The 14,835-nt window shown below is 66.4% G+C and carries 15 protein-coding genes and 1 rRNA gene (1 of these 16 only partly in view); 5 read left to right on the top strand and 11 right to left on the bottom strand.

The window, feature by feature from the left end; genetic code table 11:
- Positions 1-44 precede the first annotated feature (44 nt).
- The 8 genes from L3V85_RS01590 to L3V85_RS01625 all read right to left on the bottom strand — a co-directional run bounded on the left by L3V85_RS01590 (position 45) and on the right by L3V85_RS01625 (position 7,821).
- The gene (locus L3V85_RS01590) at positions 45-749 is read right to left on the bottom strand and encodes an ABC transporter ATP-binding protein (RefSeq protein WP_237677687.1); all 705 of its coding nucleotides are present in this window, start codon (positions 747-749) and stop codon (positions 45-47) included.
- Positions 742-1,512, bottom strand: a complete 771-nt coding sequence (locus L3V85_RS01595; protein ID WP_237677688.1) for an ABC transporter ATP-binding protein — start codon at positions 1,510-1,512, stop codon at positions 742-744. The genes L3V85_RS01590 and L3V85_RS01595 overlap by 8 nt, the downstream gene beginning before the upstream one ends.
- Entirely contained in the window at positions 1,509-2,471 is a 963-nt protein-coding gene (locus L3V85_RS01600; protein WP_237677689.1) for a branched-chain amino acid ABC transporter permease, read from the bottom strand. Before L3V85_RS01600 ends, L3V85_RS01595 begins: the two co-directional genes overlap by 4 nt.
- Positions 2,468-3,328 (bottom strand): branched-chain amino acid ABC transporter permease, encoded by an 861-nt coding sequence (locus L3V85_RS01605; protein WP_237677690.1) that lies wholly within the window; start codon positions 3,326-3,328, stop codon positions 2,468-2,470. The genes L3V85_RS01600 and L3V85_RS01605 overlap by 4 nt, the downstream gene beginning before the upstream one ends.
- 67 nt (positions 3,329-3,395) lie before the next feature.
- Positions 3,396-4,589, bottom strand: a complete 1,194-nt coding sequence (locus tag L3V85_RS01610) for an ABC transporter substrate-binding protein (RefSeq protein ID WP_237677691.1) — start codon at positions 4,587-4,589, stop codon at positions 3,396-3,398.
- Positions 4,590-4,684: 95 nt separating this feature from the next.
- Positions 4,685-5,008: a 2Fe-2S iron-sulfur cluster-binding protein gene (locus tag L3V85_RS01615; RefSeq protein ID WP_237677692.1), complete on the bottom strand. Its 324-nt coding sequence runs from the start codon at positions 5,006-5,008 to the stop codon at positions 4,685-4,687.
- Between the two features lie 19 nt (positions 5,009-5,027).
- Positions 5,028-6,476 (bottom strand): glutamine synthetase family protein, encoded by a 1,449-nt coding sequence (locus L3V85_RS01620; RefSeq protein WP_237677693.1) that lies wholly within the window; start codon positions 6,474-6,476, stop codon positions 5,028-5,030.
- 10 nt (positions 6,477-6,486) lie between these two features.
- Positions 6,487-7,821: an aromatic ring-hydroxylating dioxygenase subunit alpha gene (locus tag L3V85_RS01625; RefSeq protein WP_237677694.1), complete on the bottom strand. Its 1,335-nt coding sequence runs from the start codon at positions 7,819-7,821 to the stop codon at positions 6,487-6,489.
- Positions 7,822-8,083: 262 nt separating this feature from the next.
- On the opposite strand from L3V85_RS01625, the gene L3V85_RS01630 reads away from it, so the two are divergent.
- On the top strand, positions 8,084-8,818 hold the full coding sequence (locus L3V85_RS01630) for a GntR family transcriptional regulator (protein ID WP_237677695.1): 735 nt from the start codon (positions 8,084-8,086) through the stop codon (positions 8,816-8,818).
- Between the two features lie 86 nt (positions 8,819-8,904).
- Positions 8,905-9,522, top strand: coding sequence for a TetR/AcrR family transcriptional regulator (locus L3V85_RS01635; protein ID WP_237677696.1), 618 nt, complete (start codon positions 8,905-8,907; stop codon positions 9,520-9,522).
- Between the two features lie 12 nt (positions 9,523-9,534).
- Here the strand turns inward: L3V85_RS01635 and L3V85_RS01640 are convergent, their stop codons facing one another.
- On the bottom strand, positions 9,535-11,031 hold the full coding sequence (locus L3V85_RS01640; RefSeq protein WP_237677697.1) for an amidase: 1,497 nt from the start codon (positions 11,029-11,031) through the stop codon (positions 9,535-9,537).
- A 107-nt stretch (positions 11,032-11,138) separates the two neighbouring features.
- On the bottom strand, positions 11,139-11,945 hold the full coding sequence (locus L3V85_RS01645; RefSeq protein ID WP_237677698.1) for a metallophosphoesterase: 807 nt from the start codon (positions 11,943-11,945) through the stop codon (positions 11,139-11,141).
- A gap of 126 nt (positions 11,946-12,071) precedes the next feature.
- On the opposite strand from L3V85_RS01645, the gene L3V85_RS01650 reads away from it, so the two are divergent.
- Positions 12,072-12,245: a hypothetical protein gene (locus tag L3V85_RS01650; RefSeq protein WP_237677699.1), complete on the top strand. Its 174-nt coding sequence runs from the start codon at positions 12,072-12,074 to the stop codon at positions 12,243-12,245.
- A 13-nt stretch (positions 12,246-12,258) separates the two neighbouring features.
- Here the strand turns inward: L3V85_RS01650 and L3V85_RS01655 are convergent, their stop codons facing one another.
- Positions 12,259-13,239, bottom strand: a complete 981-nt coding sequence (locus L3V85_RS01655) for a LysR family transcriptional regulator (protein WP_237677700.1) — start codon at positions 13,237-13,239, stop codon at positions 12,259-12,261.
- A gap of 118 nt (positions 13,240-13,357) precedes the next feature.
- Between L3V85_RS01655 and L3V85_RS01660 the strand changes: the two genes are divergently transcribed.
- Together L3V85_RS01660 and L3V85_RS01665 are read left to right on the top strand one after the other, a co-directional pair.
- Positions 13,358-13,900, top strand: coding sequence for a hypothetical protein (locus L3V85_RS01660; protein ID WP_237677701.1), 543 nt, complete (start codon positions 13,358-13,360; stop codon positions 13,898-13,900).
- A gap of 581 nt (positions 13,901-14,481) precedes the next feature.
- Positions 14,482-14,835, top strand: a 16S ribosomal RNA gene (locus L3V85_RS01665) (it continues 1,177 nt past the right edge of the window).

The raw sequence follows: 14,835 nt of genomic DNA on the forward strand, positions 1-14,835 counted from the left end.
CGACACCTGCGGCCCGGCAAAGCCGGTTCCGCGGTGTCCTGCGATCAAACCCCGACGCCCAGCAAGCCTTCCAGTAACTCTTGGTCGGCCGCCAGCTCCGCGCTCGGGCCCGCGTGCACCACGGTGCCGCGCTCCAGCACGATGGCCTTGTGCGTCATCTCCAGCGCCAGCACCGGGTGCTGCTCGACCACGATCGAGGCCAGCCCTTCCGATTCGCACAGCCTGCGGATCGCGGCCGCCAGCTCTTCCACGATGATCGGCGCCAAGCCTTCCATCGGCTCGTCGAGCAGCAGCAGCCTGGGGTTGGTCATCAGTGCGCGGCCGATGGCGAGCATCTGCTGTTCGCCGCCCGAGAGCTGGTTGCCGTAGTTGCCGCGCCGCTCGCGCAGGCGCGGAAAGAAGTCGTAGACGCGCTTGAGATTCCAGCCGCCGAGCCGCGAGATCACCGTGAGGTTTTCTTCCACGGTGAGGGAGGGAAACACCTCGCGCTCCTGCGGCACCCAGCCCAGCCCGGCGCGCACGCGCTGGTGCGAGGGCCAGCGCGTGATGTCGGCGCCTTGCCAGCGGATCGCGCCCTGCATCACGCGGGTGTTGCCCATCAGCGTTTCGAGCAGCGTGGTCTTGCCCACGCCGTTGCGCCCGAGGATGGCGAGGCTTTCGCCCTGCTGCAGCGAAAAGTCGAGTCGGTCGAGCACGACCGCGTTGCCGTAGCCGGCGGTGACGCGGTCGAAGGCGAGTGCTTCAGGCATGGTGGTGCGAACTTCCCAGGTAGACCTCGCGAACGCGCGGGTCGGCGCCGATTTCCGAAGGCGTGCCCTCGGTGAGGATGCGTCCGCCGACCAGCACCGAGATGCGGCGCGAGAAGCGGAAGACGAGCTTCATGTCGTGCTCGATGAACAGCACGCTGATGTCCTGCGGCAGCGCCGCGATGACCTCGAACAGCTCGCCGCTCTCGTCCTGCGGCACGCCGGCCGCGGGTTCGTCGAGCAGCAGGATGCGGGGCTTGGCGGCCAGCGCCAGGGCGATCTCCAGCAGCCGCTGCTTGCCGTAGGCCAGCTCGGCCACCGGCACGTCGGCCAGGCTGTCGAGCCTGAATATGCCCAGCAGCGAATGCGCTTCGTCGAACACCTTGGTGCAGCCCTTCAGCGGCCGCCACCAGGTGGCGCCCAGGCCTTCGCGCTCGCTGATCGCCAGCACCACCGACAGCAGCGGCGTGAGGCTGGGGAACAGCGTGTTGATCTGGAAGGTGCGCGACAGGCCCATGCGCGCCCGCTTGTCGGCGGACAGGCGAGTGAGGTCGTGGTCGCCCATGTGGATCGATCCGCTCGTGGGCTTGAACACGCCGGTGAGCAGGTTGATGAGCGTGGTCTTGCCCGCGCCGTTGGGGCCGATCAGCGCCTGGCGCGCGCCGGGCTCGAGCGAGAGGTTCACGTCGCTCACCGCCTGGAACTCGCCGAAGCGGATGCCCAGGCCCTGGGTGCGCAGGGTGTGCGTCTTGTTTGCCGGGCTCATCGCGCCTTCCCCGTGCGAACGAAGCGCGACAGCGCGCCCATGATGCCGCCGCGTCCGAGCATGACCGCCGCGATCAGGAAGATGCCGAGCCAGAACATCCAGTACTGCGGGTTCATGTCCGCGAACCAGTCGTGCACCAGCATGTAGACGATGGCGCCGATCATGCCGCCGTACAGCCGCCCGGTGCCGCCCAGCACCAGGATGATGAGCACTTCGGCCGAGCGGTTGAAGCCGATGGATTCGATGCCGACGAACTGCGTGGTCTGCGCCAGCAGCGCACCCGCCACGCCCGCCACCGCGGCGGAGAAGGCGTAGGCCATGCGCAGCCGTGCTTCCACCGGCGAGCCGATGGCCAGCATGCGCTTGCGGCTGTCGTGGATGCCGCGCAGCGCCAGTCCGAAGGGCGAGCGCAGCACCAGCCGCACCAGCAGGAACATCGCGAGCACCACGCCGAAGGCGTAGCAGAAGGCGGTCTTGCCGTAGAGGTCGAAATCGAAGAAGCCGAGCACCGGCGCGATGACCACGCCCTGCAGCCCGTCGGTGCCGCCGGTGATGCCGGAGAGCCGGTTGGCCACCTCGAACAGCAGCACGCACACGCCGATGGTGATCATCAGCCGCGTGAGGTCGGCGCCGCGCACCACGAGGTAGCTCAGCGCATAGCCGAGCAGGCCGCTCACGACCAGCGCGAACAGCAGGCCGGTGAAGGGCTCGCTCCAGCCGTACTTGGCCAGCAGGCCGGCCGCGTAGGCGCCCGCGCCGAAGAAGGCGGCGTGGCCCACGGTCAGGATGCCCGCGTAGCCCAGCGCCATGTCGAGCGACACGGCGAACAGGCCGAAGATCATGATCTGGCTCATCAGCGTGAGCTTGTCGGGCAGCAGGAAGAAGCTCGACGCGAGCGCGATCCAGAAGACGGCTTCCGCGGCGCGCAGCTGCGCGGGAGAGACGGTCAGGGCTTTCATGCGAGCCCCTTCTTGGCGACGATGCCGTTCGGGCGCACCAGCAGCATGACGATCATGAAGACATAGATGAGAAAGGCGCCGGCTTCGGGCAGGTAGTACTTGCCCGCCACGTCGACGATGCCGACCAGCAGCGCCGCGATGAATGGCCCGGTGACGGTGCCCGCACCGCCCACGCACACCACCATCAGAAAGTAGACGAGGTACTTGAGCGGGAACGATGGCTCCAGCCCCAGCATGCCCAGGCTCAGCGCGCCGCCCAGGCCGGCGAGGCCGCAGCCCAGCGAGAAGGTCAGAAAAAAGAGGCGCTGCACGTGGATGCCGGTGCCGCCGGCCACGCGCTGGTTGTCCACCGCCGCGCGCACCATGGCGCCGTAGCGGGTCTTGCCCAGGCCCAGCAGCAGGGCGACGAGCACCGCCGCGCCGCAGGCGATCAGGAACAGCCGGTAGCGTCCCACCTCCATGCCCAGTAGCGACACCTGCCCGTCGAGCGCCGCGGGCAACGTGAAGGGCTGCATCGTCGGGCCGAAGAAATAGGTGAATGCCGCGATCGACACGAACACCACGCCGATCGACAGCAGCACCTGGTCGAGCGGATGCGCGCGGTACAGCCGGCGGTAGAACACGAACTCCAGCACCGCGCCCACCAGCGCCGCCGCCACGAAGGCGGCCGCCAGCGAGAGGCCGAAGCCGAGCCCGAAGTGGTTCATCAGCACGGCGGCCACGTAGCCGCCCACCATCGCGAAGCTGCCGTGCGCGAGGTTGACGAAGTTCATGAGCCCCATCGTGATGGACAGGCCCACGCCGATGAGGAACAGGAGCATGCCGTAGGCCACTCCATCGAAGATCACGATGCCCATGAATTTCCTGTGGTCGTCGCTGCCTGGGCCCGCGCGGATGCGGGGCCCGGGTGGCTGCTGGTGCTGCTTACTTGCTTTCCTTGGCCGGGTCCTTGACGCGGTCGAACTTGTCGAACTCCACGTTCACCAGCTGGCCGTTCACGCGCTCGGTCTTGCGGATGTAGACGGTCTGCACGATGTCGCGCGTGACCGGGTCGATCTCGATCGGGCCGCGCGGGCTTTCGAAGCTCAGGCCCTTCAGGGCATCCATGAACTTGTCGCCGCCGGTGTCGCCCTTGGTCTTGGCCAGCGCCAGGTCGATGGCGGCCATCGCGTCGTAGGCGGTGACGGCGAAGTAGCTCGGGCGCAGCTTGGCGCCGTTGTCGGCGGCGAAGTCCTTCACGAACTTCTGGTTCTTGGGCGAGGGGTGCGCGAACGAGTAGTGGTGGCTGGTGACCAGGCCCAGCGCCACGTCGCCGGTGGCGTCGAGGTAGCTGTCGTCGGTGGCTTCGCCGGTGGCGAAGAGCTTGATGCCGGCCTGCTCCATGCCGCGTTCCTTCCAGACCTTCAGGAAGGCCGGCGGCATCACGCCCGAGGGGAAGAAGAAGAACACGGCCTGGGGCTTGGCGTCCTTGATGCGCTGCACGTAGGCCGAGAAGTCGGGGTTGTTCATCGGCGTGCGCACTTCGCCCGACACCTTGCCGCCGCCGGCGGTGAAGGTCTTCTTGAAGGCGGTTTCCGCGTCCACGCCCGAGGCGTAGTCGGCGACCACGGTGTAGGCGTCCTTGATGCCTTCCTTGAGCATGTAGCGCGCCATCGGGTCGGTGACCTGCTGCACGGTGAACGACAGGCGCGCCACGTAGGGCGAGCTGGTGGTGATGGCCGACGACGCCGCGTTCATCACGATGGTCGGGATCTTGGCCTGCGTGGCGATGGCACCCACGGCGTAGGCGTTGGGGCTGAAGTCCAGGCCGGTGAGCACGCTCACCTTGTCGCGCACGATGAGCTCCTGCGCGATGCGCTTGGCGGCGTCGGGCGCGGGGCCGGCGGTGTCCTTCTTGATGATCTCGACCGTGCGGCCACCCACCTTGCCACCGTGCTCCTTCAGGTAGAGCGCGATGCCGGCGTCGAACTGGCGGCCGTAGTCGGCGTAGGGGCCGGAGTAGGTCGCGATCAGGCCGATGCGCAGGGGCTCGTCGGCCGCCTGCGCGGCGGTCGTGCCCAGCACGCCGAAGCTCGCCAGCAGCAGGGTCGAGAGGATGGTTCTCTTGGTCATCGTCATTGCAAAACGCCTTTCAGGTGGAATGGATGCGCCCGTCGGGCGCCGCTGTCGTGTAACCGGATGTGCAAAGCGGGCGATGATGCCCGAGTCGAGCGTCAGACCTGGGTATCGGGCACCCGCACCGTGAGGCCATCGAAGGCCGCGGTGATGCTGAGCTGGCAGCTCAGGCGGGAGCCGGGCCGGCGCTCGGAAGCGACGGCGTCGAGCAGCGCGCTTTCCATGTCGTCGGGCGGCGGCAGCAGGTCGATGAAGGCGTCGTCCACGTAGACGTGGCAGGTGGCGCAGGAGCAGCAGCCGCCGCACTCGGCGTCGATGCCGCGCACGTTGCCGCGAATGGCGGTTTCCATCACGCTGGCGCCGACCTTGGCGTCGACGTCGCGCGTGGTGCCGTCCTTGAGGATGTAGTGGATCGTGGGCATTGTTGTTCTTGGGGCTCGTTCAGAACATGTCGAAGTACTCGCGGTGTTCCCACTCAGAGACTTCGAGGTTGAAGCGGGCGATTTCCGCTTCCTTGATGTGGCAGAGGTAGTCGACGAAGGTCTTGCCCATCTGCGCGTTGAGCATTTCGTCGCGGCGCAGGCAGGCCAGGGCGTCGCCCAGCGAGCGCGGCAGCTGTTCCGCCGGGGTTTCGTAGGGAGCGTCGGCCGAGGGGCCGGGGTCGGTCTTGTGGCGGATGCCGTCCAGGCCCGAGAACAGCTGCGACGCGAGGTACAGGTACGGGTTGGCCGTCGGCTCGCCCACGCGGTTCTCGATGCGCGAGGCGCTCTGCCCCACGCCGCCGAGCACGCGCAGCATCGCGCCGCGGTTGTCGCGCGCCCAGATCGCCCGGTCGGGCGCCAGCGAGAAGGGGCGGTAGCGCCTGTAGCCGTTGATGGTGGGGCTGGCGAGCGCGGCCGCGCCGCAGGCGTGCGCCTTGAGGCCGCCGAGGTAGTGCATGCCGATCTCGCTGAGCGTCTGGCCCTCGGTCTCGGGCATGAACGCGTTCACGCCGTCGCTCTTGCGGCGCAGCGACTGGTGCAGGTGCCAGCCGCTGGACATCACGTTCGGGATCTTCGGGCGGCACATGAAGGTGGCATGCAGGCCGTTGCGCTGGCAGATCTGCTTGATGGCGCTGCGCAGCAGCACCATGGTGTCGGCGGGCACGACGCCGGCCGTGGGGCCGAAGGTCAGCTCGAACTGGCTCGGGCCGAACTCGATTTCCAGCGAGCGCAGCGGCAGGCCGAGCGCCAGCAGTTGCGAGCGCAGCAGCTCCATCAGGTTGTCGACGCGGTCGTAGCGCAGCTCGGTCAGGTACTGGTGGCCGTGCGAGAGCAGCGACACGCGCGGCGGCTCGCCGGGCTGGCCGGAGTCGGCCAGGCCCATGCGGGCGTCGTCGAGCTTGAAGACGTGGAATTCCACTTCGAGGCCGGCGATGAAGTCCAGCCCCAGCTCGTCGAGCTGGCGCACCGCGCGCTGCAGGATCTGCCGCGTGGCGAAGGGGCAGGGCTTGCCGTCGGCCATGTAGGCGTCGCACATCACCCAGCCGGTGCGCGGCGACCACGGCAGCACCTTGAAGGTGGCGGGGTCGGCGACGATGGTGAAGTCCGCGCCGCCCTGCAGGCCTTCGATGGCGAAGCCGCCACCCTGGGTGAACACCGGGAACACGGTCTTGTGCGAGGTGTCCTTGGCCAGCAGGGTGGAGGTGAGGTTCACGCCTTCCCAGAGGGCAGAGCGCGCCTCGCTGGCGACCAGCGTCTTGCCGCGCAGGATGCCGTGCTGGTCGGGCCAGGCGAAGCGGACGAGATCGACCTCGCCGCCGTCGATTCGGCGCACCAGTTCCCTGGCCTGCGCGTGCTGGTCGTCGGACCACAGACCGAAGCGGTCGACGAATGTGTTGCTGCTGCTCATGGCGCGGGCTTCAGGCGGCGAGCCGTGCCGAGGCCCAGTCGGACTTCAGCCGGCGGGCGCGGTCGGCTTCCTGCCAGTAGGTCTCGGTGGCGGCTTCGTCGCTGACGTTGTGGCCGATGCCGTCGATGGACGGCGGCCCGGTCATTGCGCTGGCCTGCGCGGCGTCGATGAGCATCGGCGCGGTCTCGCCGGCCTGTGTGGCCTCGATGGCCTTCACCAGCAACCGGCGGTAGGCGACGATGCCCTTGTCGGTGCTGCCCAGGTGTTCGCGCGTGCGGTCCTGGATGGCGCCCTGCGACTCCACCGCCCACTGGTCGTGCACGTTGATGTCGTCGCCCATGCCGGTGTACGTCTCGGTGAGCTGTTCCTCGATGCTGTAGCCGTAGTTGTTGCGCTTGTTCTTGCGCGAGGTGTAGTCGGGCAGCTCGTAGAGCTTCAGGCGCTGGTCGCGCATCTGCTGCTTGTCGACCGGGCCGGTGAAGCTGGTGAAGATGGCATACCAATAGCAGTGCGTGTCGTCCACGGGCACGTGCCATTGCGAGATGGTCATCTCGGCGCTCATCGGGATCACGAAGGCCTGCGGGAACACCACGTTGGTCACGCGCACGTGGGTGGTGTCCTCGCTCAGCTTGCGCAGCGCCTTCAGGCGGAAGCCGTAGTCGGTCGACTCGACGCTGATGTCGGGGCGGTCGTATTCGCGCAGCACCTTGGTGATGGGCATGTCGGAGTCGGCCGAGGCGCCGCGGAACTGCTTGCCGTAGCTCTCGGAGGTGTCCTCGTCCTCGAAGAAGCGGTGCAGGTACGAGGCGTGCGCGGGGTCGATGCCCACTTCGAGCGCCTGCAGCCAGTTGCACTCGAACAGGCCCTTGAACGCGAAGGTGTGGGTGTCGGGGGCGACGAAGCAGTCGAAGTCGGGGAAGGCGGGGGGCTCGCCCTCGCCGATGTACGCGAAGATCGTTCCGGCCTTTTCCACCACCGGGTAGGCCGACTGCTTGATGCGGCTGCACAGCTTGCTGGTGGCGGGCTCGGCGGGGGTCTCGAGGCAGTTGCCCTTGGCGTCGAACAGCCAGCCGTGGAAGGCGCAGCGGATGCCGCCGTTCTCGAGCCGGCCGAAAGCCAGGTCGGCGCCGCGGTGCGGGCAGTCGCGGTCGAGCATGCCGAGCTGGCCGCTTTCGTCACGGAACAGGACGAAATCCTGCCCCATGAGCTTTACCGGCTTGACCGGGCGCGGGCCGGCGAGTTCGTCGGCCAGGGCCACCGGCTGCCAGTAGCGGCGCAGCAGCTTGCCGGCGGGAGCGTCGGGTCCGACGCGGGTGATGAAATCGTTCTGCTCGGCGCTGATCATCGTGCGGGCTCCATCGTGGGTTCTGTGGAATAGGGTCTGCAGGCATTGCATGCAACTGTATGCATTGTCTTGGTGATCCTTGATCCCAGTCAAACTTTCATCTGTGGTTTTGCCCCGTAATGGGGCATGAAACGCCAAAAATCAGGGTAAACGCTGAGCGTAACGTCGGTTTTTGACACTTGTTTACATCGAGTGCATGCAACAACCGAGCCAGCGCAAATATGCTGCGTGCAGCAAGGAGCGCGTCTCCTAGAATTCGCCGATGGACTCCCAACAATCCCGCGTGCTCGTGCAGCTGCGCGACATGATTCTCAAGGGCGAATTCGTGCCCGGAGAGCGGCTGGCCGAGATCCCGCTGGCCGAGAAGCTCGAGGCCTCGCGCACCCCGGTGCGGCTGGCGCTGGCCAGCCTGGAGCACGAAGGGCTGATCGAGCAGTCGCCCTCCGGCGGCTACCAGATGCGCCGCTTCACCTCGCAGGAGGTGGCCGATGCCATCCGCGTGCGCGGCGTGATCGAAGGCTTCGCGGCCCGCCTGCTGGCCGAGGACGGCGCGCCGCGCCAACTGCTGCGCGACCTGAAGGACTGCCTCGATGCCGGCGACCGCGCGGTCAACAAGCCCAGCATGGACCTGGATGACTACGCGGCCTACGTCGAGATGAACGACCGCTTCCACAAGCTGATCCTCGAAGGCTGCGGCAACCTCGCGCTCAAGCGGGTGATGGACATGCTCGGCGGCCAGCCCTTCGCGGCGCCGAGCGCGATGCTGCCGATGCAGTCGTCGATGGAAGAGGGCCAGCAGTGGATGCGCCAGGCGCACCGCACGCACCACGCGATGGTGCAGGCCATCGAGCGCGGGCAGGGCTCGCGGGCTCAGGCGCTGGGCGAGGAGCACGTCGAAATCGCGCGCATGAATCTCGACTACGCCCTGGAGCGGCCCGAGCTGGCGGCCGAGCTGATGCCCGGGATCCGGCTCGTCTCCAAGGGGCGCAGCACGTGAGCGTACTGTTCGGTCTGTAAAAGACCGCGCGGTATTTCGGCGGGCGCGTCGTCTGGTTGGCGACGCCCGAGACTAGAATTTCCGGCATGAATGCCGTTTCCCCCGCCAAGACCTCGTTCAAGGAGCAGATGCTGCAGGCCCGCGAGGAGGCCATCGTGCAGACCGCGAACCGGTTGCTGGCCGAAAAAGGCTTCGAGTCGATGACGGTCGACGAGGTGGCCGCCGCGGTCGGCATTGCCAAGGCCAGCCTCTACAAGCACTTTCCCAGCAAGGAAGACCTGGCCGCCGCGGCCATGGTGCGCATCATGCAGCGCACCCTCGAATTCCTGGCTTCGGTGCCGCCCGAGGACAAACCCGTCGCCAAGCTGCGCGCCGTGGTGCGATGGTCGATGCAGGTGCAACTGGCCGGCGAGATGCCGTCGCTGCCGCACCAGAACTCGACTCTTCGCGCCGCGTTGATGAACAACCGCGCCTACCTCGACCGCCTGGTCACGATCAGCGACCAGCTCGGCGGCTGGATCCAGGCCGCGCAGGCCGACGGTTCGCTGAACCCGAAGCTGCCGGCCATCGCCGTGCTCTACACGCTGTTCGCGCGCGCTTGCGATCCGGTGCTGGGTTTCCTCAAGGCCGGCGGACTGCAGACCGACGAGCAGATCGTCGAGCTGGTGCTCGCCACCTGCTTCGAGGGGCTGGCCTCGCGATGATGAAGACCCGGCTCAGCTGCTGAGCACGCGCCGCGGGGTCACCGCGGCTTCCACGGCCCAGCCGACTGCCAGCAGCCGGTGGTCGGTGTTGCCGATGCCGGCGACCATCAGCCCGATGGGCGCGCTGCCCGCCTCGTGGCACGGCACCGAAAGCGCGCAGCCGTCGAACAGGTTCACCACCGAAGGATTGCGCAGCATCCGGCCGTTGATGCGGTAGTAGGTGTCGTCGTCCTTCAGCACCTCGGCGATGGGCGGCGCGGTGTCGGGAGTGGTCGGCATCAACATCGCGTCGTAGCTGGCGGCCGCGGTGTTGATCGAGCGTATGAACTGGCGGCGCAGCGCCTGCAGCTGCAGGTAGTCGGGCGCGGTGATGGTTTCGCCGGTCTTGATGCGGGCCAGCACGCGCGGGTCGTACTTGGCGGCGCCGGTCTTGATGAATTCGCGGTGCCAGGTGAAGGCCTCGGCGGCGGTGATCATGCCGCGCGGATTGATGGTGGGCGCCTTCGCGAACTCGGCCATCGGCAGCTCGGTGACGGTGGCGCCGGCGGCGGAGAGTTTCGATAGCGCCGCCGCGAACGCCGAGGCCACGGCCGGCGACAGGTCGTCCTGGAAGAAGGTCTTGGGCACCGCGAAGCGCAGCCCCCGCAGCGGCGGCACCCGGATCGGGCGCGGCAGCTCGCCGGCCATCACCGCGTCGAGCAGGGCGCAGTCTTCCACCGTCCAGGCGATCGGCCCGGCCGAATCGAAGGAGGTCGACAGCGGCAGCACGCCGTCGAGCGGAATGCGCCGCTGCGTCGGCTTGAAGCCCACGAGTCCGTTGAGCGCCGAGGGAATGCGCAGCGAGCCGCCGGTGTCGGTGCCGATGGCGCCGGCCGCCATGCCGTCGGCCACGGAGATCGCGCCGCCCGAGGTCGAGCCGCCGGGAATGCGGCCGGTCGCGCGGTCGAAGACGTTCTTCGGCGTGCCGTAGTGCGGGTTGATGCCCAGGCCCGTGTACGCGAACTCGACCGTGTTGGAGCGTCCGATGATGATCGCGCCGGCGCGCCGCAGCCGCTCGACCACGATGGCGTCGCGCGCCGCGGGCGGCTGGCCGGCCAGCACGGTCGAGCCGCCGAGCGTGGTGATGCCGGCTTCGTCGAACAGGTCCTTCAGCGAGATCGGGATGCCGGAGATCTGCGAAGCCGCGGGGCGGCCCGCCTTGCGGTCGGCGTCGAGGCGGCCCGCCGCGGCGCGCGCCGAATCGGCATGCACGCGGATGAAGGCGCGAGCGCCTTCGCCGGCGGGATTCTGGATGGCAGCGAGCGCTTCTTCCACCAGCTGGCTGCTGCTGACCGAACCGGCTGCGAGGCGGCGAGACAGCTCGGCGATCGACGACATTCCCATCGCCTTGCCGCTCGCCTCGGGTGCCTGGGCCGATGCCTTGGGCCAGAAGGAGAACATGCCGGTGGCGGCCGCGAGGCCGGCCGACTGCTGCAGGAAAGTCCGACGTTGTTGTTGCTGTTGCGTCATGGCGCTCTCCTCCGGGTGGATGGGTGGGCCTCGCGGCAGTCTACACAGCGGGCGCGGCCGGTGCGTTGCCGGCTGTTACAACGTGCGCGGCCGGGCCGCGCGCCTTTTCAGCTGATATCGATCAGCAAATGGGGCTTGAAGCCCTCCTGCTCGCCGTTGCGCGCGTAGCCCAGCGGGTTGGCCACGACGCGGCAGCCGTTCTTCACGTAGTCGGACGGGCAGTGCAGGTGGCCGTGGAGCCACAGCCTGGCATGGGGGAGCAGCGCGTCGAGCCCATTGCAGAAACCGGCGGTGCCGGGAGTCAGGCCGTAGCGCGGATCGCCGCTGTCGAGGCTGGGTGCGAAATGCGTGATGGCGACCGTGGTGCCGTCGAAGGGCTCGGCCAGGGCCTGCTCGAGCCAGGCCTGGCAGGCGAGCGCCTGCTCACGCAATTGCGCGGAGAGGAAAAGCTGGCCGTTACGCATGGTGGCCGCTTTTTCAAGGTAGAAATCGGCCGCGCGCATGGCCTTGCCGCGTTTCTTGAGGGCTTCGGCAAGGCTGTCGGTGGGTTCTGCCAACGCATCGAAGTCGGCCCAGAGCGTGGTGCCGACGAAGCGGATGCCGTCGATGACGCGGGTTTCGCGCTCCAGCCAGAGGATGTCGAGCTCCTCGCAGAGGGTGCGCAGGCGTTCGTGCGTTTCGTCGAAGTCGACGTTGTCGTACTCGTGGTTGCCCGGCACGTAGATCACGGGCGTCGGCCAGCCGTTGCGGGGGGAGAAACGGCCCAGGCCGAAGTCGGTGTCGGTCAGGCGGGAACCTTGCTGGTAGGAGCCGATGTCGCCCGCCAGGATCAGCATGTCGGCGCCCGGCACGGGCTCGGCATGAAAGCGCGGGTGGGACTCCAGGTGAAGGTCGGACAGCAGTTGCAACTTCATCGTCGGGCCAGTCTAGGGGAATTGACCCATGCATGAAGCGCATAAGGTTGGGGTTGCAATGTTAGGGATAACCCTTATTCTTGAAACATCAACCACTCAGAGCACGGCCACAAGCCGCGCAACACCATGTTCAGCCTCATCGCCCAAGTGGCACGTTTCTTCCGCTCCTCGACCGTCAACGCCCCGGCCAGCCACGCCGCGGCACTGATGGAAAGCGCCGACATGCGCGCCGGTCGCGGAGCTCACCACGCGCAGGAACTGCGCGCCGCCGCCTCGGCCTGGCTCAGCGTCGTCCGCTGATCGGCCAACAAGGTCAGTCGGGCACCTTCTGCCCGAGGACCGATCCGGCGAAAGCCGCGGCTGCCGAACGCAACAGCGCCGTGCGCAGCCACTCGTGCGAATGTCCGTGCTGGGCACGCCGGTGCCAGATGGCATCCACGTGCACCGGCGGCTGATCGAAGGGCAGGTCGCGCAAGACCAACTGGTCGCCGATGCCGGTCACTGTCACGAAGTGACGCGGCAGCACCGTCAGCAGGTCTGAATTGGCCACGACCCGGCCCGCGGTGAAGAACTGATTCACCGTCACCACGATGCGCCGCTCGCGCCCCATGGCGCCCAGCGTCTGGTCGATGAACCCGTAGGGGCGCCCCGAAAAGCTCACCAGCAGGTGCCGCGCCGCGCAATAGTCGTCGAGCGTGAGCGGGGCGTTCGCCAGCGGATGGCCCCGGCGCATCACGCATACATATTGGCCCAGGTAGAGCCGCTGGGTCTCGAACGCAACCCCCACGCCCGACTGGCCGCGCGCCGCGAGGCTGGCGATCACCGCCGGAAAGTAGCCGACGGCCATGTCGACTTCTTCGAGTTCGAGCATGCGGCGCGGGTCGCGCGTGGTCAGGGGCAGCACGCGCAGCGAAATGGCGGGCGCTTCTTTCTCGGCGATCTGCACGAGGCCCGGGATGAGCTCGGCCGCTGTTGCGTCGGCCATGGCCAGGAGGAAAGTGGTGTCGGCGGTGGCGGCGTCGAACTCGCCGGGCGCTAGCGTGTGCTGCAACTGACGCAGCGCGTCACGCACAGTCGGCCAGAGGGCCAGCGCCCGCGGAGTGGGCTCGACGCCGGCACCGGAGCGGCGCACCAGCTCATCCCCCAACACCTCGCGAAGGCGGCGCAGCGCATTGCTCACTGCAGGCTGCGTGATGGAGAGATTGCGGGCGGCGCGTGTGAGGTTGCGCTCTGCCATCACCTCGTCGAAGACGCGAAGCAGGTTGAGGTCGAGCGTGCGAAAGTTGACGTCCATCAGTCTTGTGAATGATAAACATCAGAAAGATAAAGTGGAAATGCACTGGGGTAAACCCTAATATCACTGCATCGGCCTTGTTCGCCACCACTGATTACCAAAGTCCCAGGAGGACACCATGACCAGCTTCGTTCACGTTGACCAACCTACCGTCCATCCCGGCGTGCGTCGCGCCGAAGTTCTCTTCGGCCAGATTCAGGCCGCACGCGCTGGCGCCAATGGCGCCCGTCCGCTCATCGCGCTGCTGATCGTCGCCATCGCGGCTGCAGTGCTGGTGGTGACGGACGCACTTGTCTCCAGCTGGAGCGAAGGCGGTTTGCTCGCAGTTTGGGTTGTGTTCTGCGTTGCTGCAATCGCTATGTTTGCGCTGTTCGCAGGATCGGTTCGCAAGACTGGCATCGCCGGCCTCTGGCGCGCCGCTGCCCAGCGCCGTGCCGCCGCCCGTGCTGATGCTCGTTTTCTGGAAACGGCCAAGAACGATCCGCGCGTGATGCAGGAACTCCAGGCCGCCGTTTGGCGCCAACAGTCGGAAGGCACTGTGCCTGCCGCCGAGGCCGCCAAGATCGATGCACTGGCCCGCATGAGCCATCGTTCGCAGGAAGTGCGCATGCCCACGCTGTATGAAGCGATGCGCCGTATGAACAACTCCCGCTATTACTAAGCTAAGCAGCGATCTGTTCTTGAATGAGAAAGCCGCCTTCGGGCGGCTTTCTTATTTCTACATATAGATAGAAGGCCGGGCCCTCTGCGCCGAGATAGAAAGTTCTGAGAACTTTGACGATCCGTGAAATTTCGATGTATGATCGAAGGCTCGGCAGACGGCTGGTGCTCTCAGGGGTTCAGCAGGTAGGTTGAGAAAAAACTTCCTTCGAAGTTGACGCTGAGTTAAAAACCGGTGCATAATCGAAGGCTTCGCTGAAAACGATTCGGCGGCTGGTGATGAAAGTCGCTGACTGCTGGAAAGTTTGAAGAAGGCGAAAAAAGTTTGACGATACTTAAAAAATCGTGTTAGACTACAAGGCTTCGCTGATCGCAGCAAGCAAGACGAAGCAGGCGATAAGTTGCTTCGGTGATCGTTAAAAATTTACAGCCGATAAGCGTGGGCGTTTGAAGGTAATTGCGTAAGTTCTTCGGAACAAGTCGCAAGACTTAAAAACGCTCATGAGAATAGAAGTGAAGTTCACTTCAATTTCTTTTTTTATGAGTTTTGCCTGGTCGCGAGATCAGGCGCAAATCAAGATCGAACTATAGAGTTTGATCCTGGCTCAGATTGAACGCTGGCGGCATGCCTTACACATGCAAGTCGAACGGCAGCGCGGGAGCAATCCTGGCGGCGAGTGGCGAACGGGTGAGTAATACATCGGAACGTGCCCAATCGTGGGGGATAACGCAGCGAAAGCTGTGCTAATACCGCATACGATCTACGGATGAAAGCAGGGGATCGCAAGACCTTGCGCGAATGGAGCGGCCGATGGCAGATTAGGTAGTTGGTGAGGTAAAGGCTCACCAAGCCTTCGATCTGTAGCTGGTCTGAGAGGACGACCAGCCACACTGGGACTGAGACACGGCCCAGACTCCTACGGGAGGCAGCAGTGG

It is taken from the genome of Variovorax paradoxus, from assembly GCF_022009635.1.
GTDB lineage: Bacteria > Pseudomonadota > Gammaproteobacteria > Burkholderiales > Burkholderiaceae_C > Variovorax.